Genomic DNA, 22,635 nt, shown 5'->3' on the forward strand with positions numbered 1-22,635 from the left:
ACCGGTAGTTAACGAAGCACCGGATTTGGGCGCCGAACTGCCGGGGAAGGCTCCTCCGGTACGCACCGAAGCACGCACCCAGCGCACCCTGATTCCCGCCACCCGAGTGAACGCGGACAGGAGCGGCCATGCCCGTAGCCCGTCAGTCGCCAACGGAGCAGCTAGAAAGAGGCAAACCTCCCAAACGTGGCCAATCGGCCGCGCCCGCATCAGAGCCATCAGGTGATTCCATGATCGGTCGCATTCCCGTCCTGGACGTCCGTCCCCTCGTCGACTGCGGCAGAAGGCCGGCGAAGGCGGTGGTGGGTGAGGTCTTCCAGGTCACGGCGACCGTCTTCCGCGAGGGCCACGACGCGGTGGCCGCCAATGTGGTGCTCCGCGATCCGGCGGGCCGGCCCGGCCCCTGGACGCCGATGCGCGAGCTCTCGCCGGGGACCGACCGGTGGGGGGCGGAGGTGGCCGCGGACGCCGAGGGGCGCTGGACGTACGCCGTCGAGGCGTGGAGCGACCCGGTCGCCACCTGGCGGCACCACGCGCAGATCAAGATCCCGGCCGGACTCGACACCGCGCTCGTCCTCGCGGAGGGCGCCGAGCTGTACGAGCGCGCGGCCGCCGGGGTGCCCAAGAGCGAGGGCCGCGAGGCCGTACTCGCCGCGGTGGACGCCCTGCGCGACGAGGACCGCCCGGCCGCCGCCCGGCTGGCCGCGGCGCTGGCCCCCGAGGCGACGGCGGCGCTCGTCCGCCATCCGCTGCGCGAACTGGTCAGCTCCTCCCGCCCGCTGCCGCTGCTCGTCGAGCGCCGGCGGGCCCTGTACGGCTCCTGGTACGAGCTGTTCCCGCGCTCCGAGGGCGCGGTGCTGAAGAAGGGGAAGCCGCCGGTCAGCGGCACCTTCCGGACCGCGGCCGAGCGGCTGCCGGCGGTCGCGGCGATGGGCTTCGACGTGGTCTACCTGCCACCCATCCACCCCATCGGGACCACGCACCGCAAGGGACCCAACAACACGCTCTCCGCCCGGCGGCGGGACGTGGGAGTGCCGTGGGCGATCGGCTCGCCGGCCGGGGGCCATGACGCCGTACACCCCGACCTGGGCACGATCGAGGACTTCGACGACTTCGTCGCCCGCGCCCGCGACCTGCGGATGGAGGTGGCGCTGGACTTCGCCCTGCAGTGCTCCCCCGACCATCCCTGGGTGGAGAAGCACCCGGAGTGGTTCCACCACCGGGCCGACGGCACCATCGCGTACGCCGAGAACCCGCCGAAGAAGTACCAGGACATCTACCCGATCGCGTTCGACCGGGACATGCCCGGCCTGGTGGCCGAGACGGTGCGCGTGCTGCGCTTCTGGATGGACCACGGGGTCCGGATCTTCCGGGTCGACAATCCGCACACCAAACCGGTGGTCTTCTGGGAGAAGGTGATCGCGGACATCGGCCGGACCGACCCCGATGTCGTCTTCCTGGCCGAGGCCTTCACCCGCCCCGCGATGATGCACGCCCTGGCGGCGGTCGGCTTCCAGCAGTCGTACACGTACTTCACCTGGCGCAACTCCAGGCAGGAGCTGACCGACTACCTCACCGAGCTGTCCGGCGAGTCCGCTTCGTACATGCGGCCCAACTTCTTCGTGAACACGCCGGACATCCTGCACGCCTACCTCCAGGAGGGCGGCCGGCCGGCCTTCGAGGTACGGGCGGTCCTCGCCGCCACCCTCTCCCCCGCCTGGGGTGTCTACGCCGGGTACGAGCTGTGCGAGAACACCCCGGCACGGGAGGGCAGCGAGGAGTACCTGGACTCGGAGAAGTACCAACTGAGGCCGCGCGACTGGGAGTCGGCCGAGCGCGAGGGCCGCACCATCGCTCCGCTGATCACCACGCTCAACCGGCTGCGGCGCCGCAACCCGGCACTTCAGCAGCTGCGCGACCTCCACTTCCACCACGCCGACAACGAGGCGGTGATCGTGTACTCGAAGAGGTCGGGTTCGAACACCGTTCTGGTGGTCGTCAACCTCGACCCGCACCACACCCAGGAGGCGACGGTCTCGTTGGACATGCCGGATCTCGGCCTCGAATGGCACGAGACCGTCCCGGTGCGCGACGAGCTCACCGGCGAGACCTACCACTGGGGCAGGGCCAACTATGTGCGCCTCGAGCCGGGTGTCACGCCCGCGCACGTCCTGGTCCTGCGACCGTCCCCGCCGATCGGAGGGTCACCCACATCATGATCGTCAATGAGCCTGTCCACGACAAGTTCGAGGACACACCGGCCAAGGACCGTGATCCCGACTGGTTCAAACGGGCGGTCTTCTACGAAGTCCTCGTGCGCTCCTTCCAGGACAGCAACGGTGACGGCGTCGGTGACCTCAAGGGCCTCACCGCCAAGCTCGACTATCTGCAGTGGCTGGGCGTCGACTGCCTCTGGCTGCCGCCGTTCTTCAAGTCGCCGCTGCGGGACGGGGGTTACGACGTCTCGGACTACACCGCCGTGCTCCCGGAGTTCGGCGACCTCGCCGACTTCGTGGAGTTCGTGGACGCCGCACACCAGCGCGGCATGCGCGTGATCATCGACTTCGTGATGAACCACACCAGCGACCAGCACGAGTGGTTCCAGCAGTCGCGGTCCGACCCGGACGGCCCGTACGGCGACTACTACATGTGGGCCGACGACGACAAGCAGTTCCAGGACGCCCGGATCATCTTCGTCGACACCGAGTCCTCCAACTGGACCTACGACCCGGTGCGCAAGCAGTACTACTGGCACCGCTTCTTCTCCCACCAGCCGGACCTCAACTTCGAGAACCCCGCCGTGCAGGAGGAGATCATCTCCGCGCTGCGCTTCTGGCTGGACCTCGGCATCGACGGCTTCCGGCTGGACGCGGTGCCCTACCTGTACGCGGAGGAGGGCACCAACTGCGAGAACCTGCCGCGCACCCACCACCTGCTCAAGCGCGTCCGCGCCGAGATCGACGCGCACTACCCGGACACCGTGCTGCTCGCGGAGGCCAACCAGTGGCCGGAAGACGTCGTCGACTACTTCGGTGACTTCCGCGAGGGCGGCGACGAGTGCCACATGGCGTTCCACTTCCCGGTGATGCCGCGGATCTTCATGGCCGTACGGCGGGAGTCCCGCTACCCGGTCTCGGAAATCCTGGCCAAGACACCGGCGATCCCATCCGGCTGCCAGTGGGGCATCTTCCTGCGCAACCACGACGAGCTGACGCTCGAAATGGTCACGGACGAAGAGCGCGACTACATGTACGCGGAGTACGCCAAGGACCCGCGAATGCGCGCCAACATCGGCATCCGCCGGCGACTCGCCCCGCTGCTGGACAACGACCGCAACCAGATCGAGCTGTTCACCGCCCTGCTGCTGTCGCTGCCCGGCTCGCCGATCCTCTACTACGGGGACGAGATCGGCATGGGCGACAACATCTGGCTGGGCGACCGGGACGCGGTGCGGACCCCGATGCAGTGGACGCCCGACCGCAACGCGGGCTTCTCGTCCTGCGATCCGGGACGGCTGTACCTGCCGACCATCATGGACCCGGTCTACGGCTACCAGGTCACCAACGTCGAGGCCTCGATGTCCTCGCCGTCCTCGCTGCTGCACTGGACCCGGCGGATGATCGAGATCCGTAAGCAGAACCCGGCGTTCGGGCTGGGTTCGTACACGGAACTGCCGTCCTCCAACCCGGCGGTGATCGCGTTCCTCCGCGAGTACAAGGACGATCTGGTCCTGTGCGTGCACAACTTCTCGCGGTTCGCGCAGCCGACGGAGCTGGATCTGCGGGCCTTCAACGGCCGCCACCCGGTGGAGCTCATCGGCGGAGTGCGGTTCCCCGCCATCGGCGAGTGGCCCTATCTGCTGACCCTCGCGGGCCACGGCTTCTACTGGTTCCGGCTGCGCAAGACACCGAAGGTCGCACCGTCGAAGGCCGTCTCGCCGAAGACGGTATCCCCGAGGGCCGCATCATCGTCGACAGGCTCACCACCGGAGGGCCCTCCACCGTCCTGACGTCACATCAGCAGCCGTATGCGGCAGCCACATCAGGCAGCCACATCAGGACATGCCCGGGGCGGGCCGGTTTCCTCCGCCCCACCCTGGGCACTCATCCTGAATACCGCGACTGAACTGAACAGCTCGCCGAAACACCGTGCCGCGAATGGGTCAACGACTCTCCCTGTACGGACCATCCTCACCCGACACGTCCCGCACGGCCGGACAGCCATTGCCGCAATCCGGGACACTCTGCGCATCCTGTGGTGTGCCCGGGGAAAGGACGCGATGCCATGTCGGAGGCTGCATCCACCCGGGGTCGCACGAGCGCGCGACCCGCGACCCGGGCGCCGCGACCCTCACCCGCCCTTCTGCCCTCGCTCACTCCCCTCCTGCGCGAATGGCTGCCCCGGCAGCGGTGGTTCGCCGGGAAGGGCCGCCCCATCGCCGGGTTCACCCTGGTCTCGGCGACCGAACTGCTGCCGGTCCACGCGTCCCCCGGGCTGGTACACCTGCTCGTCCAGACCCAGCAGCCGGTGCTTCCCGGACAGAGCGGGCACCCGCCGGCCGACTGCTACCAGCTGCTGCTGGGCGTGCGGCCGACGCTGCCCCCGTCACTCGCGTCCGCGCTCATCGGCCATGTCCCGGACGGGCCGCTGGCCGGGCATACCGTCTACGAGGCCCTGCACGATCCGCGCCTCGCCGCGCTGCTGCTGGAGCGCCTGCGCACCCCCGGCACGCTGGGCACGCTGCGCTTCGACCGCGCCCCGGCGGCCGCCATCCCGGCCGGGCTGGCGCCCCGGCTCGCCTCGGTGGAGCAGTCCAACTCCTCACTGATCTACGGGGATTCGTACATCCTCAAGATCTTCCGCCGGGTCGGCCACGGCATCAACCCGGACCTGGAACTGCCGCTCGCGCTCGCCCGGGAGGGCTGCGCACGCGTGCCCGCGCCGGTCGCCTGGTACGAGGCCGACGACGACGGGCGCGAACCGCTCACCCTCGGCGTGCTCCAGCCCTATCTGCGCGGCTCGGAGGACGGCTGGCAGCTCGCGCTGCGCATGCTGCGCGCGGGACTCGACTTCAGCGCCGAGGCCCGCGCACTGGGCCGGGCCACCGCCGAGGTGCACCTCGCGCTCGCCGCCGCCCTGCCCACCGTCACTCTGCGGCGGCAGCAGACCGAGCAGCTGGCCGCCGAGATGACCGCCCGCCTCGCCGCCACCGCACAGGCCGTCCCGGCCCTGCGGCCGTACGAGCCCGGCCTGCGGACCGCCTTCGACGCCCTCGCCGCGCTGGGCGGCAGCGGCCGCGCCTGGCCGGCCCAGCGCGTCCACGGCGACCTGCACCTCGGGCAGACCCTGCGGGCCGCCGGCGGCGCCTCCCCCGGCGAAGGCGGTGGAGGCGGCCGGTGGGCCCTGATCGACTTCGAGGGCGAGCCGGCCAGCCCGCTCGCCGAGCGCCGCCGCCCGCAGCCGGCGGTGCGCGACGTCGCCGGCATACTCCGCTCGTTCGACTACGCCGCCCGCTCCCACCAGCCGTGGGACCCGCAGTGGGCGGTGCACTGCCGCGCCGCGTTCTGCGAGGGGTACGCCGAGTCCTCCGGCACCGACCCGCGCGACGAGGGCGAGCTGCTGCGCGCGTACGAAACCGACAAGGCGGTGTACGAGGTGCTCTACGAGGCCCGGCACCGCCCCGACTGGCTGCCGGTTCCCATGGCGGCGGTCCGCCGCCTCGCCGAGCCGGTGTCCGCCACCCCCACCGCCCCCGCCCCCGCTCAGAGCCCCCCGAGGAGGCCGCACCCGTGACCGCCCGTCAGCCGTCCCGCAGTCAGCCCGACCCGTCCGAGCAGTCCGCGCCGCTAGCGCAGACGGTTTCGTCCGCACCGCCCGCCAAGGTCCGGCCGCGGCGTACCGCGAGCCGGGGGGTGCGGCCCGCGCCGCCGATCGCGCAGGAGGACCGGGACCGGCTGCTCGCCGGCGCGCACCACGATCCGCACGCGATCCTCGGTGCGCACACCGTGCGCGGCGGTGTCGCGATCCGAGTCCTGCGTCCGTACGCCCAGGGGGTCGTCGTCGTCGCCAAGGGGCTGCGTGCCGAGCTCCACGACGAGGGCGACGGTCTGTTCTCCGGGGTCCTGCCGGCCCTGCGGGCCGTCCCGGAGTACAAACTCCTCGTCACCTACGACGACAACGAGGTGGAGCTGCACGACCCGTACCGCTTCCTGCCCTCCCTCGGCGAACTGGACCTGCACCTCATCGGGGAGGGCCGGCACGAGGAGCTGTGGCAGGCGCTGGGCGCCGAGCCCATGGTCCACCAGGACGTCACCGGCACGCGCTTCACCGTCTGGGCGCCCAACGCCCGCGGAGTCAGGATCGCCGGGGACTTCAACTACTGGGACGGCACCGGTCTGCCGATGCGCTCGCTCGGCGCCTCCGGCGTGTGGGAGCTGTTCGTGCCCGGGGTGGGCGAGGGCGCGCTGTACAAGTTCGACATCACCCGCCCGGACGGCAGCCACACCATGCGCGCCGACCCGATGGCCCGCCGCACCGAGGTGCCGCCGGCGAATGCCTCTGTCGTCACCGCCTCCCACCATGTGTGGCACGACGGCGACTGGATGGCGAGGCGCGCGGAGGTGCCGGTGCACGAGGCGCCGCTGTCCGTCTACGAGGTCCATCTCGGATCCTGGCGGCCCGGTCTCACCTACCGGCAGCTGGCCGCCCAACTCCCCGCGTACGTCAAGGACCTCGGGTTCACGCACGTCGAGCTGATGCCGGTCGCCGAGCACCCGTTCGGCGGCTCCTGGGGCTACCAGGTGACCGGCTTCTACGCCCCGACGTCCCGGATGGGCACCCCGGACGACTTCCGGTACCTCGTCGACGCGCTGCACCGGGCCGGAATCGGCGTGATCGTCGACTGGGTGCCGGCGCACTTCCCCAAGGACGACTGGGCGCTCGCCGAGTTCGACGGCCGGCCGCTGTACGAGCACACGGACCCGGGGCGGGCCGCCCACCCGGACTGGGGCACCCTGGAGTTCGACTACGGCCGCAAGGAGATCCGCAACTTCCTGGTCGCCAACGCGGTCTACTGGTGCCAGGAGTTCCACATCGACGGGCTGCGCGTGGACGCGGTCGCGTCGATGCTCTACCTCGACTACTCGCGTGAGCACGGCGAGTGGACGCCGAACGTGCACGGCGGGCGGGAGAACCTGGACGCCGTGGCGTTCCTCCAGGAGATGAACGCCACCGTCTACCGCCGGTGCCCCGGTGTCGTCACGATCGCCGAGGAGTCCACGGCCTGGGACGGGGTCACCCGCGCCACCCACCATGTCGGACCGGGCGGGTTCGGCGGTCTCGGCTTCGGCCTGAAGTGGAACATGGGCTGGATGCACGACTCGCTGGAGTACGTCTCCAAGGAGCCCGTGCACCGCAAGTACCACCACCACGAGATGACGTTCTCGATGGTGTACGCGTACAGCGAGAACTACGTCCTGCCCATCTCCCACGACGAGGTCGTGCACGGCAAGCAGGCGCTGGTGAGCAAGATGCCCGGCGACTGGTGGCAGCAGCGCGCCAACCACCGGGCGTATCTCGGCTTCATGTGGGCCCATCCCGGCAAGCAACTCCTGTTCATGGGGCAGGAGTTCGCACAGGGCGCGGAGTGGTCGGAGGGGCACGGGCCCGACTGGTGGCTGCTCGATCCGTCGTACTCGGCCGAGTCCGACCACCGGGGTGTCCGCGACCTGCTCCGTGATCTCAACACCGCGTACACCGCCTCGCCGGCGCTCTGGCAGCGGGACACCGTTCCCGAGGGCTTCGCCTGGGTCGACGGCGACGCGGCGGAGGACAACGTCTTCGCGTTCCTGCGCTTCGCCAAGGACGGCGCGCCGCTGCTGTCCGTCAGCAACTTCTCGCCGGTGGTGCGGCACGAGTACCGGCTCGGCGTACCGGAGCAGTCCCCCGCCTGGACGGAGGTCCTCAACACCGATGCCGCGCGGTACGGCGGCAGCGACGTCCTGAACCCGGACCCGCTCAAGCCGGAATCGGTACCGTCGCACGGCCGCCCGGTCAGCCTCCAGCTGACGCTGCCGCCGCTGGCGACGGTCTGGCTCCGGCCGGCGTGAAGCGATTCATCCGACTGGGTGCGCATCGGATGCCGCGTGAGGCCGTACGCGGCAGCGTGGGGGCAGGACCGCTCCGCAGAGACGAGGACCGCCCATGTCCGATCGACATCACCGGCGTCTCGGCGTCGTCACCGGGGCCGCGTTGCTGCTGCTCGCCGCCACCGGCTGTTCGGGGCTCGGCCGGACCGCGGTGGGCACCATGAACGCCGGCGAGGAGGAGCACGCCATCACGATCAGCAACCCTCCCGTGAAGGGGTGCCAGTCCCTCGGAGCCAGGGGGGCCACGCACGTGGTCAACAACACCTTGGTCGACCTCGTGCTGTACCGGACCCCGGACTGCAAGAGGGTGACGGAGGACGGCGGGACGTACGTGGCCACGAGGCTGTCCGACACCACTGCCCCGGGCACTCCGCCGTGGCGGAGCTACTCCTTCATCCACTGAACCGCCGCGAGAACCGCCGCGAGGCGCGGTCGGCACCCGTCCGGTGTCTTCGCCTGAGTCCGGACCCGGGCGAAGACACCGGACGGGTTGCCGCCTGGGCCCTGCGTCGATCTTCGTGGAGCGGGGGACCCCAGTCAATCCTGGGGATTTCTCGCGAACTCCAAGCTGTAGCTTGGGGTATGACTCTGGATGACCTGCGCGTGTTCGTGGCCGTGTGCCGGGCCGGGAGCCTCAGTGCCGTGGCCCGGGACCTGGACTGTACGCAGTCGGCGGTGAGCCAGCATGTGAAGCGGCTGGAGCGGGAGACCGGGCTGCGCCTGCTGGAGCGTCAGCCGCGGGGGGTCGTGCCCACCCCGGCGGGCCGCATCCTGCGCGACGCCGCCGCCGACGGGATCGCCGGTCTGGACCTCGCGCTGCGGCGCCTCGGGGATCTCGTCAGCGGGGAGAACGGTTCCGTGCGGATCACGACCGGCGCGACAACGGTCCGGCATTTCATGGCCGAGGCGGTCGCCGGGTTCCGCCGGCGCTACCCGAAGGTGAGCCTGGAGTTCCAGACCGAGAACTCCAGCCGCAGCTGCTTCGACGCCCTGATCGCCAGCAATCTGGACCTGGCCTGGATCACCATCGGCGGCACGGTGCGCGGCATCGAGCAACGGCCTGTCGTCGACCTGCCCTGGGTGCTGGCCGTCCGCGCCGACGACCCGCTCGCGGGCCGGCGGCGCATCGATGTGGCCGACCTCGCGGACATCCGCCTCGTACGGCTGCCGCAGAACTCCACCTCCGGGACCCGGCTCGATGCGGCCTTCGCCGAGCTGGGCATCCGGGCCAGCTCCGACACCAGCGTCGCCGACTGGGACACGGCCCTGCTGCTCGCCGAACTCGGCCTCGGCCACGCCGTCGTACCCGCCCTGCCCGGCTGGCCGATGCCCGGCAACGACGGCCCCCTCCGCCTGGTCCCCATCCCCGCGCTTCCCCCGCTCCAGGTCGGCTGGGCCGTTCGCCGCTGGGACGCCCTCACCCCGCTCGCCCGTGCCTTCGCCGACACCGTCGCCCAGAGCTGCGCGAAGAAGGCCGAGCAGCGGAGTTGACCTCCGCGGTGCCTTCAAGAAGTTAAGCGGTTCAAGCCATTGACGACTCCGGTGAGTGCATCTACAAAACCATGGGAGCGCTCTCACGCACCACCCCGACCCCCCACCGGAGGTGTTCCTTGAGCACGAGCCGCAGACATCCCCTCCTCGCCGCACTTGTCGCGGTGGCCGCCGCCCTCGCCGGGCTGGCCGCGCTGATGACAGCCGGCCCCGCGCGCGGCGCGGTACCCCCGGCCCCCGGCTGGAATCTCCAGTGGAGCGACGACTTCACCGGTGCCAACGGCAGCCTGCCCTCCGCCGCCGACTGGCAGATCGACACTGGCCACGGTTACCCCGGCGGCCCCGGAAACTGGGGCACCGGCGAGATCCAGAACTACACCGCGTCCCCCGGCAACCTCAGCGTCGACGGCAACGGAAATCTCCGCATCACCCCGCTCCGGGACGCCGCGGGCAACTGGACGTCCGCCCGGATCGAGACCAGGCGGGCCGATTTCAAGGCACCGGCCGGCGGCACCCTGCGTATCGAGGGCCGCATCCAGATGCCCAACGTCACCGGTGACGCTGCTCTCGGCTACTGGCCGGCCTTCTGGGCACTGGGCTCCCCGTACCGCGGGAACTACTGGAACTGGCCGGCCATCGGCGAGTTCGACATCATGGAGAACGTCAACGGGCTCAACTCCGTCTGGGGCGTGCTGCACTGCGGCGTGAACCCGGGCGGTCCGTGCAACGAGACCAGCGGCCTCGCGAACAGCCGGCCCTGTCCCGGCGCCAGTTGCCAGTCGGCCTTCCACACCTACCGCTTCGAGTGGGACCGCGCCGTCACCCCGAACCAGTTGCGCTGGTACGTGGACGACCAGCTCTTCCACAGCCTCAGCCAGGACCGCTTCGACGCGGCCACCTGGAACAACATGACCAGCCACGCCGGGTACTTCATCCTGCTCAACGTCGCCATCGGCGGCGCCTTCCCGGACGCGCTGGCCGGCCGTACCCCGACCGCCGCGACCGTCCCGGGCCACCCGATGCTCGTCGACTACGTGGCCGTCTGGACCAGGGGCGGCGGCAGCACCGACCCGACCGACCCGCCGGACCCCACCGACCCGCCTGACCCGACCGACCCGCCCTCCGGCTCCGCCACGCTGAACCTCCGCTCCGGCGGCGGGCTGGGTGCGGCGGCCGCGTCGGCCTCGACGGCGACGCTCTCCTCGGCGGGCGGCGCCAACCACGACGGGACCCCGCACAGCCCGCAGACCTTCACCTCCGCCGGGATCACCGGGAAGTACACCGGCGGGACCAGCGAGTTCGATCTGTTCGTGGACGCGGGCTCGACGGTCGCCAACGGGCAGCAAATCAGGATCAGTTACGACCGGACGGGGGACGGCAGCTGGGATCGTACGGAGACGTTCCACTACTTCGCCACCGATCCCGTGCCCGGCTATGAGCACTACACCCAGGGCAGAGGCCTGAAGTCGTCCACCGGTTCGCACGGCGACCTGGTGAACGGCAGGGTCCGCGTCGAGGTCTGGAACGCCATCGGCAACGGCGCCAGCACCGTCGGCATCGGCAACCAGTCCGTCGTACGCATCCCCTTCGGCTGACCGGAGGGGTGCCTGTCCGGGCCGGACCACAGGCAGCGCGGCGACGGGACCATCCCCACGGTCCCGTCGTCGCGGCCCCCGTCCGCCACGGTCAGGCGCCGGGGGCCCGGTAGTCCACCTTCTTCCTGGCGGCCGCGTCCATGTCCTCGACCGTGATCAGCGGGACGATCCTGGACCGGACGGCTCCGCCGGCGCGGGTCGCCAGGGCGGTGGCGACCATCGACACGTCGTCGGGCATGTCGAGGAGGCAGTACAGATCGTCGTCGCCGAACGCGAAGTACATCGATTCGAGTGTGCCGCCGCACGACGCGACCACGTTCTCCACCGCGGAGCGGCGGCCGCTCGCGCCTTCGGCGATCAGCCCCTTGGCTCCCTCCGCGGTGTAGCTCGCCTGGACCAGGTACTTCGGCATCCGACTCTCCCGTTCTCGCGATGTTCCGCCGGTGCGGTCACGTTCAGCCTTGGGCACCGCGCGCCGTCCGACCACCCGGAGTCCCCCGGCCGGGAACAACCCGCGCGGGATCAGGCCGAGACCGACGTCTTCTCGGTCTCCTCGCGCTGCGCCGGTACGTCCTGGACTGCGGGGCCGTGTCCGTCGTCCAGCAGCGTGCGCTCGTCGAAGGGCACCCGGCCGGCCAGCACCTCGCCCACCCGTGCCTTGTCGATCTCCTTCGTCCAGGTACCGACCAGGACCGTCGCCACCGCGTTGCCCGCGAAGTTGGTGAGGGCACGCGCCTCACTCATGAAGCGGTCGATTCCGACGATCAGGCCCACACCGTCGACCAGCTCGGGACGGTGCGACTGCAGCCCGCCGGCGAGAGTCGCGAGCCCCGCCCCGGTGACGCCCGCCGCGCCCTTGGAGGCGACGATCATGAAGAGGAGCAGCGAGATCTGCTCACCCACGGAGAGCGGGTTGCCCATCGCCTCGGCGATGAAGAGCGACGCCATCGTCAGATAGATCGCCGTGCCGTCGAGGTTGAAGGAGTAGCCGGTCGGCACGGTGATGCCGACGACCGGCTTGCTGACGCCCAGGTGCTCCATCTTCGCGATCAGACGCGGCAGCGCCGACTCGGACGAGGAGGTGGACAGGATGAGCAGGAACTCCCGGCCCAGGTACTTCAGCAGGGAGAGGAGGTTCACCCCCGCCACCAGCCGGAGGATGGCGCCCAGGACGACGAAGACGAAGAGCGCGCAGGTGACGTAGAAGCCGATCATGATGACGGCCAGCGACTTGAGCGCGTCGATGCCGGTCTGGCCGACCACCGCCGCGATCGCGCCGAACGCGCCGACCGGGGCCAGCCACATGATCATGGCCAGCACGCGGAACACCAGCCGCTGGACGTGCTCGATCCCCCGGATCACCGGGGCGCCCGTCTCGCCCATGGCCTGCAGCGCGAAGCCGACGAGCAGCGCCACCAGCAGGGTCTGCAGCACCTCGCCGCCGGTGAGCGCGGAGACGAGCGTGGTCGGGATGATGCCGAGCAGGAACTCCTCGGTGGAGGCCGCCGCGCCGTCGGCCTGCTGCTCGCCGGCGCTGCGGGCCGCGTCGGTCAGGTGCAGGCCCGAGCCCGGGTCGAGCAGGTTGCCGACCGCCAGGCCGATGGCGAGCGCGACGGTCGACATCAGCATGAAGTAGCCGAGGGCCAGACCGCCGACCGCGCCGACCTTGGCGGCCCTGCGGACCGAGCCGACGCCCAGCACGATCGTGCAGAAGATGACCGGGGAGATCATCATCTTGATCAGGTTCACAAAGCCGGTCCCGATCGGCTTCAGCTCGACGGCGACCCCCGGGGCGGCGAACCCCACAGCGATGCCGAGCAGCACCGCGCCGATCACGGCCAGATACAGATAGTGGGTACGGTCCCGCTTCGCGGACACAGTGGCAGTCACGGGGGCCTCCTCGACTCGATACGTCGGATACGCGCAGTACGTGCGGCTCACGTCCTGGTCGGTCCCGGTGACTATCCAACGGGCTGTGATCGTGGTCACCCTTACGTGCATTGAGTTCACGCCACGTACGACAGGCACACTGGAGGCGTGCGCGTCCCCCGTCCCCGCAGCCTGGCCGGCCAGCTCTTCGCGATGCAGGTCGTGCTGGTGGCCGTTGTCGTGGCGGGCTGCGCGGTGTTCGGCTACCTCACCGCCCACCGCCAGGCCGAGGAGTCGGCACGGCGGCAGGCGGCGGCGGTCGCGCGGGCGGTGGCGTACGCACCGTCCGTACGCTCCGCCATCCTGGGGCCGGATCCGTCGGCCGCCCTCCAGCCGTACGCCGAGCAGGTGCGCCGCGATTCCGCGGTCGCCTTCGTCACGATCATGGATCCGCGGGGCATCCGCTGGACGCACCCCGACCCGGGCCGCATCGGCGAGGAGTTCCTCGGTAACACCGCTCCCGCACTGGCCGGGGAGACCTTCACCGAGATCTACACCGGCACCCTCGGCCCCTCCGTGCGGGTCGTCACCCCGGTCAAGGACGGCCGGAAGATCATCGGTCTGGTGAGTGCGGGCATCACCGTCGAGCGGATCGACGCGCAGGTCCGGCGCCAGCTGGCCGCCCTGCTCGGCGTCGCCCTCGCCGCAGTGGCCCTGGGCGGAGCCGGTACGTACGTGATCAACGCCCGGCTGCGGCGACACACCCACGGCATGAACGCGGCCGAGCTGAGCCGGCTGCACGACTACCACCAGGCCACCCTGCACGCGGTGCGTGAGGGGCTGCTGATGCTCGACGGGCGGCGCCGGATCGCTCTGGTCAACGACGGTGCCCGGGAGCTCCTCGGGCTGCCGCCCGACGCGGTCGGCCGCGGGGTGGCTGACCTGGGCCTGCCGGCTGCGCTCACCGGTGCGCTGCTGGCCGGCGAGCCTCGGGTGGACGAGCTGCACCTGACCGCCGACCGGATCGTGGTCGTCAACACCCGGCCGGTCTCCAGCGGCGGGCGGCGCGGCACCGTCGTCACCCTGCGGGACCACACCGAACTCCAGGCGCTCTCCGGCGAGCTGGACTCCGAGCGCGGCTTCACCCAGGCTCTGCGCTCCCAGGCCCACGAGGCGGCGAACCGCCTCCACACCGTGGTCTCGCTGATCGAGCTGGGCCGGGTGGACGAGGCGGTGGAGTTCGCCACGGCCGAGCTGGAACTCGCCCAGGCCCTGACCGACCAGGTGGTCGACGCCGTCGCGGAACCGGTACTGGCCGCTCTCCTGCTGGGCAAGGCGGCCCAGGCGAACGAGCGCGGGGTGGAGCTGGTCCTCGCCGAGGACAGCCGTATCGACGACGGCCTGCTCCCCGACACCCTGCCGGCCCGCGACCTGGTCACGGTCCTGGGCAATCTGATCGACAACGCCGTCGACGCGGCCCAGGGCAGCGAGCGGGCCCGCGTCACCGTGACCGCGAGCGCCGCCGACGGCGAGCTGCTGCTGCGCGTCGCGGACACCGGCGCCGGCATCGACCCCGCCGACGCCGACGAGGTGTTCCGGCGCGGCTGGTCGACCAAGAGCGCGGGCCGGGGCCTCGGGCTCGCGCTGGTCCAGCAGACGGTCCGGCGCGACGGCGGTACGGTGGCGCTGGCCGAAGGCCCGGACGGCGGGGCCGAGTTCACCGTACGGCTGCCGCTGCGGAAGGAGGCCCCGGCATGACGGACCACGGCATGACGGGCCCTGGCGTGACGGACCCCGACCGGTCCGGCCCCGGCGTGACGGGCCCCGCCACCGGCATCCGCGTCCTGGTCGTCGAGGACGATCCCGTCGCGGCCGACGCGCACCGGCTGTACGTGGACCGGGTGCCCGGCTTCACGGCGGTCGGGGTGGCCCGCTCCCGGGTCGAGGCCGCCCGCATGCTCGACCGGATACCGGTCGACCTGCTGCTGCTCGACCTGCACCTGCCCGACGGGCACGGGCTGCACCTCGTCCGGTCGCTGCGCGCGGCGGGCCATTCCGTCGACGTCATCGCCGTGACCTCGGCCCGCGATCTCGCGGTGGTCCGCGAAGGCGTGTCCCTCGGCGTCGTCCAGTACGTACTGAAGCCCTTCAGCTTCGCCACCCTGCGTGACCGGCTCACCCGGTACGCCGAGTTCCGCGCGTCGGCCGGGGAGGCCAGCGGCCAGGACGAGGTGGACCGCGCGCTCGCCACCCTGCGGGCGCCGCAGCCGGCCGCGCTGCCCAAGGGGCTCACCGGCCCGACGCTGGAGGCGGTGACGCGCGCGCTGCGCGACGCGCCGGACGGGATCACGGCCGGTGAGGCCGGCGCGGTGGTCGGGATCTCCCGGATCACCGCGCGGCGCTATCTGGAACACCTGGTGACGGCGGGCCGCGCCGGGCGGAGCCCGCAGTACGGGCAGGTCGGCCGGCCGGAGCTGCAGTACCGGTGGCTGGCCGGGCCATGATCGCCATGATCGCGGAGAAATCGTGAAGCCCTCCCGGAACCGCGGTTCGCCGGGTAGGGTTCGCAGCGGGTTACTGAACGGTCGTGCGGGCGACGGGTTGATCAGTCGTGCGCACTAGGACTTTCCTACAATATGTGAGCCTGGGGGAACGCACCGTAGTCGCCGGAGATTCCGCGCTTTAGCGTGGGCCCGTGCACCAGACCCCACCCTTCAACGCCCCCGCCGCACGCAGGCTTCGCGCTGCCCTGGGCATGGCCCCGGGCCACGTCGCCTACGGGCTGCGCGCCCAGTACGGACTTCCCGTCACCCCGGAAACGGTCATCGCCTGGGAGCGCGGCGACATGTCGCCGACCTCGAACGAGCTGACCGCGCTGGCCGGTGTGCTGTGGTGTTCGCCGGGCGAGCTGCTGGCGCGGGCGACCACGCTGCGCGAGCACCGGATCTCGAACGGCCTCGCCGCGGACGAGCTGGCCCGGCGGGTGGGTATGGACGCGTCCGCGTACCTGAAGATGGAGGAGTCGGGCCGCTGGCGCGGCAACGAGCGGCAGTCGGCCACGCTCGCCGAGGTGCTGTCGCTCTCGCTGCCCGAGTTCGTCACCGCGACCGGCAAGGAGGACGCGCTGGCGGACGTCCTGCGCAACGCGGTGACGACGCGCTGGCAGGCGTACCTGCGGCCGCTGGCGAAGCTGCTGCCCGTCCCGAAGCACCACCTCGAGGACATCCTCGAACAGCTCCACACCGACTACCAGTCCCGGATGGTGGCCACGCTCAGCTGGGGCGGCGGTGGCGGCGAGGCGGGCAGCGGCGACGCGGGCCGCGAGTTCCTCGCGAGCATCGTGGCCCGCTTCTGGGACCTGGCGCGCGGGACGGAGCGGGACTACTAGGCGGGGCTACCGGAGTCCCGTGGGCCCCGGGTCAGAAGACCGACTCGGCCTCGTACACCCGGTCGTGCGGGACGGTCTTCAGCTCGGTGACGCCGTGCGCCAGCGGCACCATGGTGATGCTGGTGCCGCGCAGCGCGGTCATCATCCCGTAGTCCCCCCGGTGTACGGCCTCCACCGCATGCCAGCCGAAGCGGGTCGCGAGGACCCGGTCGTACGCGGTGGGGACGCCGCCGCGCTGGACGTGTCCCAGGATGACCGGCCGGGCCTCCTTGCCGAGCCGCTTCTCCAGCTCGATGGCGAGCCGGGTGCCGATCCCGGCGAACCGCTCGTGCCCGTACTTGTCGATCGCGCCCTTCTCGTACGCCATCGAGCCCTCGGCCGGATGCGCGCCCTCCGCGACGCACACCACCGCGAACTTCTTGCCGCGCGCGAAGCGTTCCTCGACCATCTTCACCAGGTCGTCGACCTCGAACGGCCGCTCGGGCAGGCAGATTCCGTGCGCGCCGCCCGCCATGCCGGACTCCAGCGCGATCCACCCGGCGTGGCGGCCCATGACCTCGACGACCATCACGCGCTGGTGCGATTCGGCGGTGGTCTTCAGCCGGTCGATGGCCTCGGTGGCGACCGTGACGGCGGTGTCGAAGCCGAAGGTGCGGTCCGTGGCGGAGATGTCGTTGTCGATGGTCTTGGGGACGCCCACGACCGGCATCCCGGCTTCCGACAGCATCCGGGCGGCGGTCAGCGTGCCCTCGCCGCCGATCGGGATGAGGGCGTCGAGGCCGTAACGGCGAGCCAGTTCCGCGCAGTTCTCGGCGGCTTCGCGCAGCCGGTCGCGCTCCAGCCGGGCCGAGCCGAGGATCGTGCCGCCGCGCGCCAGGATGCCGCTGACCGCGTTGAGGTCGAGCGGGCGGAGGTGGCCGTCGAGCAGGCCCTTGAACCCGTCCTCGAAGCCGATGACTTCGTCGCCGTGACCGGTCAGGGCCCGGTGCACGACCGACCGGATCACTGCGTTCAGGCCGGGGCAGTCGCCGCCTGCCGTGAGAACTCCGATGCGCATCGTGCTGTCTCTCCCGTCCTTGCGGTACGTGTGAGCTACAGGTGATCCAGTGCGATTGTCCCACGGGCGGCCGGGAAGGCGCTCATTCTGGCGGGCGTCGTAATCTACCCGCAGAGGTATTGTCAAGAGGACAAGCCCATACCGGCGGAAGTTTTTTCACGAGGGACGGAGAGCACGCGTGGCGCGGAGCGTGTACGTGACCGGGATCGACCGGAAGGACGGCCGGCAGGTCATCGAGCTGGGAGTCATGGAGCTCCTGACCCGGCATGTGGACCGCGTCGGAGTGTTCCGTCCGCTGGTCCACGACGGACCCGACCGCATGTTCGAGCTGCTGCGCGCACGGTACCGGCTGTCGCAGGACCCGGCGTCCGTGTACGGCATGGACTACCACGAGGCGTCCACGCTCCAGGCCGAGCGGGGCACCGACGAACTGGTCTCACGGCTCGTCGACCGCTTCCACCGGGTGGCCCGGGACTACGAGGCGGTCCTCGTCCTCGGCACCGACTACGCCGCCACCCAGCTGCCCGACGAGCTGGCGCTCAACGCCCGCCTGGCCAACGAGTTCGGCGCCTCGGTCCTCCCGGTGGTCGGCGGCAAGAACCAGACCGCCGAGTCCGTACGGGCCGAGGCGCGCAACGCCCACCGCGCGTACGAGGCCCTGGGCTGCCACGTCCTCGCGATGGTGGTGAACCGGGTGGCCGCCGAGGACCGCGAGCTCATAGCGGAGCGGCTGGCCGCCCGCCTCCCGGTGCCCTGCTACGTCCTGCCGGACGAGCCCGCCCTCGCCGCGCCGACGGTCGCCCAGATCACCCACGCCCTCGGCGGCGAGGTGCTGCTCGGCGACGCCGCGGGGCTGGCCCGGGACGCCCTGGACTTCGTCTTCGGCGGGGCCATGCTGCCGAACTTCCTGAACGCGCTGACCCCCGGCTGCCTGGTCGTCACCCCGGGCGACCGCTCCGACCTGGTGGTCGGCGCACTCGCCGCGCACACCGCGGGCACCCCGCCCATCGCGGGCGTCCTCCTGACGCTGAACGAGCGGCCGCCCGGCGAGATCCTGACGCTCGCGTCACGGCTCGCGCCCGGCACCCCGGTCGTCTCGGTGGCCGGCAACAGCTTTCCCACCGCCGGTGAACTCTTCGCGCTGGAAGGCAAGTTGAACGCCGCCACGCCACGCAAGGCGGAGACCGCGCTCGGCCTGTTCGAACGCCATGTGGACACGGCCGGCCTGCTGAACCGTATCTCCCTGGCCCGCAGCGGCCGGGTCACCCCGATGATGTTCGAGCACCAGGTGCTGGAGCAGGCCCGCTCGGCGCGCCGCCGGGTGGTCCTGCCGGAGGGCACCGAGGACCGGGTGCTGCGCGCCGCCGACGTACTGCTGCGCCGCGACGTCTGCGACCTGACGCTGCTCGGCGAGGCGGAGACCATCCGCAAGAAGGCCGCTGACCTCGGCGTCGACCTGACCGGCGCGGACATCACCGACCCGCACACCTCCCCGCTGCGCGAGCGGTTCGCCGAGCTGTACGCGAAGGCGCGCGCCCACAAGGGGATCAGCGTCGAACTCGCCCACGACGTCGTGGCCGACGTCAACTACTTCGGCACGCTGATGGTCCAGGAGGGCCTGGCCGACGGCATGGTCTCCGGCTCGGTGCATTCGACGGCGGCGACCATCCGACCCGCCTTCGAGGTCATAAGAACCAAGGGGGCCGCGCGAAGCGCGTCAGGCAGGGCGGTGGTGGGCGACGGGAGGGCAAGGGCGGACGCCGCGATCGTCTCCTCCGTCTTCTTCATGTGCCTCGCCGACAAGGTCCTGGTGTACGGCGACTGCGCAGTCAACCCGGACCCGAACGCCGAGCAGCTCGCCGACATCGCCGTCCAGTCCGCCGCCACCGCCGCGCAGTTCGGCGTGGAGCCGCGGATCGCGATGCTCTCGTACTCGACCGGCACCTCCGGCTCCGGCGCGGACGTCGACAAGGTGCGCAAGGCCACCGAGATCGTCCGCGAACGTCGGCCCGACCTGCTGATCGAGGGCCCGATCCAGTACGACGCGGCGGTCGAGCCGTCGGTCGCGGCGACCAAGCTCCCCGGGTCGGCGGTGGCCGGGCGGGCGACCGTGCTGATCTTCCCGGACCTGAACACCGGCAACAACACCTACAAGGCCGTGCAGCGTTCGGCCGGCGCGGTCGCCGTCGGCCCGGTGCTCCAGGGCCTGCGCAAGCCGGTCAACGACCTCTCGCGCGGCGCGCTCGTCCAGGACATCGTCAACACGGTGGCCATCACGGCCATCCAGGCGCAGGGCGGCACCGCATGACCACGACGACCACCCCGGCAGAAGGCTCCCGATCAGTGACCCCCACGCGCGTACTCGTCCTCAACTCCGGCTCCTCGTCGGTGAAGTACCAGTTGCTCGACATGCGCGACCACTCCCGGCTGGCGGTCGGCCTGGTCGAGCGGATCGGCGAGCAGAACTCCCGGCTGGTGCACACCCCGCCGGCCGGCCGGGGCGGGAAGCGCGAGCAGACCGGTCCGATCGCCGACCACGGTGCCGCGCTGAAGGCCGTCGCCGCCGAACTGGCCGCGGACGGGCTGGGTCTGGACTCGCCCGAACTGGCCGCCGTCGGCCACCGCGTGGTGCACGGCGGCCGGGAGTTCACCGCGCCGACCGTGGTGACGGAGGAGGTGCTGGCGGAGATCGAGCGGCTGATCCCGGTCGCCCCGCTGCACAACCCGGCGAACATCAGCGGCATCCGCACGGCGCGGGCACTGCGCCCCGACCTGCCGCAGGTGGCCGTGTTCGACACCGCCTTCCACACGACCATGCCGGAGTACGCGGCCCGCTACGCGATCGACGTCGCGACCGCCGACGCCCACCGCATCCGCCGGTACGGCTTCCACGGCACCTCGCACGCGTACGTCTCCCGGGAGACGGCCCGGCTGCTGGGCAGGGCGCCGGAGGACACCAACGTCATCGTGCTGCATCTGGGGAACGGCGCCTCGGCCTCGGCGGTGCGCGGCGGGCGGTGCGTGGACACCTCGATGGGTCTGACGCCCTTGGAGGGGCTGGTGATGGGTACCCGCTCCGGTGACATCGACCCCGCGGTGACCTTCCACCTCATGCGGGTCGCCGGGATGTCCGCCGACGAGATCGACGTGCTGCTCAACAAGAAGAGCGGCATGGTCGGTCTGTGCGGTGACAACGACATGCGCGAGATCACCCGCCGGATGGACGAGGGCGACCAGCAGGCGCGGCTCGCCTTCGACATCTACATCCACCGGCTGAAGAAGTACATCGGGGCGTACTACGCGGTCCTCGGCCGGGTGGACGCGGTGGCCTTCACGGCGGGCGTGGGTGAGAACGCCGCCGCGGTGCGCGAGGCCGCGACCGACGGCCTGGAGCAGCTGGGCCTGGTCGTCGACGGCGGGCTCAATGCCGTGCGGGCGGACGAGGCGCGGCTGATCTCGCCCGCGCACGCGCGTGTCGCGGTCGCCGTGGTCCCGACCGACGAAGAACTGGAGATCGCCACCCAGGCGTACGCGCTGGTTACCGGTTAGTCACTTGGACTTTCCACCAGACGGAATATTCCGCTACGAAACAAACGGATAGGATCCGCTCATGCGCCGTTCCAAAATCGTCTGCACACTGGGCCCCGCCGTCGACTCGTACGAGCAGCTGAAAGCGCTCATCGAGGCCGGTATGAACGTGGCCCGATTCAACATGAGCCACGGGTCCCACGCTGAGCACGAGGAGCGGTATCACCGCACCCGTAAGGCGGCCGAGGACACCGGGCGCGCGGTCGGCGTGCTCGCCGACCTCCAGGGCCCCAAGATCCGTCTGGAGACCTTCGCCGAGGGACCGGTCGAGCTGGTGCGCGGTGACGAGTTCACCATCACCACCGACGACGTTCCCGGCGACAAGTCGATCTGCGGCACCACCTACAAGGGTCTGCCGGGCGACGTGTCCAAGGGCGACCAGATCCTGATCAACGACGGAAACGTAGAGCTGCGGGTCACCGAGGTCAGCGGCCCGCAGGTGCGGACCATCGTCATCGAGGGCGGTGTCATCTCGGACCACAAGGGCATCAACCTGCCCGGTGCCGCGGTGAACGTGCCGGCCCTTTCCGAGAAGGACATCGACGACCTGCGCTTCGCCCTGCGGATGGGCTGCGACCTGGTCGCGCTCTCCTTCGTCCGGGACGCCCACGACGTCAAGGACGTCCACAAGATCATGGACGAGGAGGGCCGCCGGGTCCCCGTCATCGCCAAGGTCGAGAAGCCGCAGGCCGTCGCCAACATGGAGGCCGTCGTCGCGGCCTTCGACGGCGTGATGGTCGCCCGCGGTGACCTGGCCGTCGAGTACCCGCTCGAAAAGGTCCCGATGGTGCAGAAGCGGCTCATCGAGATGTGCCGCCGCAACGCCAAGCCGGTGATCGTCGCGACCCAGATGATGGAGTCGATGATCACCAACTCGCGGCCGACGCGCGCCGAGGCCTCCGACGTCGCCAACGCCATCCTGGACGGCGCCGACGCGGTCATGCTCTCCGCCGAGTCCAGCGTGGGCGCCTACCCGATCGAGACGGTCAAGACGATGTCGAAGATCGTCGAGGCGGCCGAGGAGGAACTGCTGTCCAAGGGCCTCCAGCCGCTGGTGCCGGGCAAGAAGCCGCGTACGCAGGGCGGTTCGGTCGCCCGCGCCGCCTGCGAGATCGCGGACTTCCTGGGCGCCACGTCGCTGGTCGCCTTCACCCAGTCCGGCGACACGGCCCGCCGGCTGTCGCGCTACCGCACGACGCAGCCGATCCTGGCCTTCACCACGGACCAGTCGACCCGCAACCAGCTCGCACTGAGCTGGGGCATCGAGACGTACGTCGTCCCGCACGTCGACAACACCGACGCGATGGTCGACCTGGTGGACGCCGAGCTGCTCAAGCTCCAGCGCTACAACGAGGGCGACATCATGATCATCACGGCCGGCTCGCCCCCCGGCGTCCCGGGCACGACGAACATGGTCCGGGTCCACCACCTGGCCGGCTGACCCAGATGTACGAAACGGCTGCGGCCCGCACCTCGAAGGTGCGGGCCACAGCCGTTGGT

Annotated in this window: 16 protein-coding genes; 13 read left to right on the plus strand and 3 right to left on the minus strand. The window is 71.0% G+C overall.

The window, feature by feature from the left end:
* Positions 1-230: 230 nt before the first annotated feature.
* From ACWV17_RS20600 to ACWV17_RS20630, 7 genes are all read left to right on the plus strand, one after another.
* Positions 231-2,219 carry an alpha-1,4-glucan--maltose-1-phosphate maltosyltransferase gene (locus tag ACWV17_RS20600; protein ID WP_455354201.1) on the plus strand — a complete coding sequence of 663 codons (1,989 nt, stop codon included), beginning with the start codon at positions 231-233 and terminating at the stop codon, positions 2,217-2,219.
* Entirely contained in the window at positions 2,216-4,009 is a 1,794-nt protein-coding gene (treS, locus tag ACWV17_RS20605; RefSeq protein ID WP_455354200.1) for a maltose alpha-D-glucosyltransferase, read from the plus strand. The genes ACWV17_RS20600 and treS overlap by 4 nt, the downstream gene beginning before the upstream one ends.
* A 275-nt stretch (positions 4,010-4,284) precedes the next feature.
* Positions 4,285-5,793, plus strand: a complete 1,509-nt coding sequence (locus tag ACWV17_RS20610; RefSeq protein ID WP_455360906.1) for a maltokinase N-terminal cap-like domain-containing protein — start codon at positions 4,285-4,287, stop codon at positions 5,791-5,793.
* A 119-nt stretch (positions 5,794-5,912) separates the two neighbouring features.
* On the plus strand, positions 5,913-8,108 hold the full coding sequence (gene glgB / locus ACWV17_RS20615; RefSeq protein ID WP_455360937.1) for a 1,4-alpha-glucan branching enzyme: 2,196 nt from the start codon (positions 5,913-5,915) through the stop codon (positions 8,106-8,108).
* 94 nt (positions 8,109-8,202) lie between these two features.
* Positions 8,203-8,550, plus strand: a complete 348-nt coding sequence (locus ACWV17_RS20620) for a hypothetical protein (protein WP_455354198.1) — start codon at positions 8,203-8,205, stop codon at positions 8,548-8,550.
* 179 nt (positions 8,551-8,729) lie between these two features.
* A complete protein-coding gene (locus ACWV17_RS20625) occupies positions 8,730-9,638 on the plus strand; it encodes a LysR family transcriptional regulator (RefSeq protein WP_455360907.1) in 909 nt (302 codons plus the stop codon).
* 71 nt (positions 9,639-9,709) lie between these two features.
* The gene (locus ACWV17_RS20630; RefSeq protein WP_455360908.1) at positions 9,710-11,233 is read left to right on the plus strand and encodes a glycoside hydrolase family 16 protein; all 1,524 of its coding nucleotides are present in this window, start codon (positions 9,710-9,712) and stop codon (positions 11,231-11,233) included.
* A 91-nt stretch (positions 11,234-11,324) separates the two neighbouring features.
* Here the strand turns inward: ACWV17_RS20630 and ACWV17_RS20635 are convergent, their stop codons facing one another.
* Together ACWV17_RS20635 and ACWV17_RS20640 are read right to left on the minus strand one after the other, a co-directional pair.
* Positions 11,325-11,645 (minus strand): GYD domain-containing protein, encoded by a 321-nt coding sequence (locus tag ACWV17_RS20635; RefSeq protein WP_455354196.1) that lies wholly within the window; start codon positions 11,643-11,645, stop codon positions 11,325-11,327.
* Between the two features lie 110 nt (positions 11,646-11,755).
* A complete protein-coding gene (locus ACWV17_RS20640; RefSeq protein ID WP_455360909.1) occupies positions 11,756-13,123 on the minus strand; it encodes a cation:dicarboxylate symporter family transporter in 1,368 nt (455 codons plus the stop codon).
* A gap of 147 nt (positions 13,124-13,270) precedes the next feature.
* On the opposite strand from ACWV17_RS20640, the gene ACWV17_RS20645 reads away from it, so the two are divergent.
* From ACWV17_RS20645 to ACWV17_RS20655, 3 genes are all read left to right on the plus strand, one after another.
* On the plus strand, positions 13,271-14,860 hold the full coding sequence (locus ACWV17_RS20645) for a sensor histidine kinase (RefSeq protein WP_455360910.1): 1,590 nt from the start codon (positions 13,271-13,273) through the stop codon (positions 14,858-14,860).
* A gap of 11 nt (positions 14,861-14,871) precedes the next feature.
* Complete coding sequence (locus ACWV17_RS20650) at positions 14,872-15,606, plus strand: response regulator (protein ID WP_455354221.1); 735 nt, start codon at positions 14,872-14,874, stop codon at positions 15,604-15,606.
* Between the two features lie 191 nt (positions 15,607-15,797).
* Positions 15,798-16,490: an XRE family transcriptional regulator gene (locus ACWV17_RS20655; protein ID WP_455354193.1), complete on the plus strand. Its 693-nt coding sequence runs from the start codon at positions 15,798-15,800 to the stop codon at positions 16,488-16,490.
* A 31-nt stretch (positions 16,491-16,521) separates the two neighbouring features.
* Here the strand turns inward: ACWV17_RS20655 and ACWV17_RS20660 are convergent, their stop codons facing one another.
* Positions 16,522-17,547 (minus strand): ATP-dependent 6-phosphofructokinase, encoded by a 1,026-nt coding sequence (locus ACWV17_RS20660; RefSeq protein WP_455360911.1) that lies wholly within the window; start codon positions 17,545-17,547, stop codon positions 16,522-16,524.
* A gap of 178 nt (positions 17,548-17,725) precedes the next feature.
* On the opposite strand from ACWV17_RS20660, the gene pta reads away from it, so the two are divergent.
* The 3 genes from pta to pyk all read left to right on the plus strand — a co-directional run bounded on the left by pta (position 17,726) and on the right by pyk (position 22,576).
* A complete protein-coding gene (gene pta / locus ACWV17_RS20665) occupies positions 17,726-19,855 on the plus strand; it encodes a phosphate acetyltransferase (RefSeq protein WP_455360912.1) in 2,130 nt (709 codons plus the stop codon).
* Positions 19,852-21,096, plus strand: a complete 1,245-nt coding sequence (locus tag ACWV17_RS20670) for an acetate kinase (protein WP_455360913.1) — start codon at positions 19,852-19,854, stop codon at positions 21,094-21,096. Before pta ends, ACWV17_RS20670 begins: the two co-directional genes overlap by 4 nt.
* 61 nt (positions 21,097-21,157) lie before the next feature.
* On the plus strand, positions 21,158-22,576 hold the full coding sequence (gene pyk / locus ACWV17_RS20675; protein ID WP_455354189.1) for a pyruvate kinase: 1,419 nt from the start codon (positions 21,158-21,160) through the stop codon (positions 22,574-22,576).
* Positions 22,577-22,635: the final 59 nt, after the last annotated feature.

This window comes from Streptomyces mabaensis, from assembly GCF_053763515.1.

Excerpts from the sequence above, each read along its gene's own strand:
- ACWV17_RS20625 (WP_455360907.1), top strand. The coding sequence starts at position 8,730 with ATGACTCTGGATGACCTGCGCGTGTTCGTGGCCGTGTGCCGGGCCGGG.
- pyk (WP_455354189.1), top strand. The coding sequence starts at position 21,158 with ATGCGCCGTTCCAAAATCGTCTGCACACTGGGCCCCGCCGTCGACTCG.
- ACWV17_RS20630 (WP_455360908.1), top strand. The coding sequence starts at position 9,710 with ATGGGAGCGCTCTCACGCACCACCCCGACCCCCCACCGGAGGTGTTCC.
- treS (WP_455354200.1), top strand. The coding sequence starts at position 2,216 with ATGATCGTCAATGAGCCTGTCCACGACAAGTTCGAGGACACACCGGCC.
- ACWV17_RS20610 (WP_455360906.1), top strand. The coding sequence starts at position 4,285 with ATGTCGGAGGCTGCATCCACCCGGGGTCGCACGAGCGCGCGACCCGCG.
- ACWV17_RS20600 (WP_455354201.1), top strand. The coding sequence starts at position 231 with ATGATCGGTCGCATTCCCGTCCTGGACGTCCGTCCCCTCGTCGACTGC.
- ACWV17_RS20635 (WP_455354196.1), bottom strand. The coding sequence starts at position 11,645 with ATGCCGAAGTACCTGGTCCAGGCGAGCTACACCGCGGAGGGAGCCAAG.
- ACWV17_RS20650 (WP_455354221.1), top strand. The coding sequence starts at position 14,872 with ATGACGGGCCCTGGCGTGACGGACCCCGACCGGTCCGGCCCCGGCGTG.
- ACWV17_RS20670 (WP_455360913.1), top strand. The coding sequence starts at position 19,852 with ATGACCACGACGACCACCCCGGCAGAAGGCTCCCGATCAGTGACCCCC.
- ACWV17_RS20620 (WP_455354198.1), top strand. The coding sequence starts at position 8,203 with ATGTCCGATCGACATCACCGGCGTCTCGGCGTCGTCACCGGGGCCGCG.
- ACWV17_RS20660 (WP_455360911.1), bottom strand. The coding sequence starts at position 17,547 with ATGCGCATCGGAGTTCTCACGGCAGGCGGCGACTGCCCCGGCCTGAAC.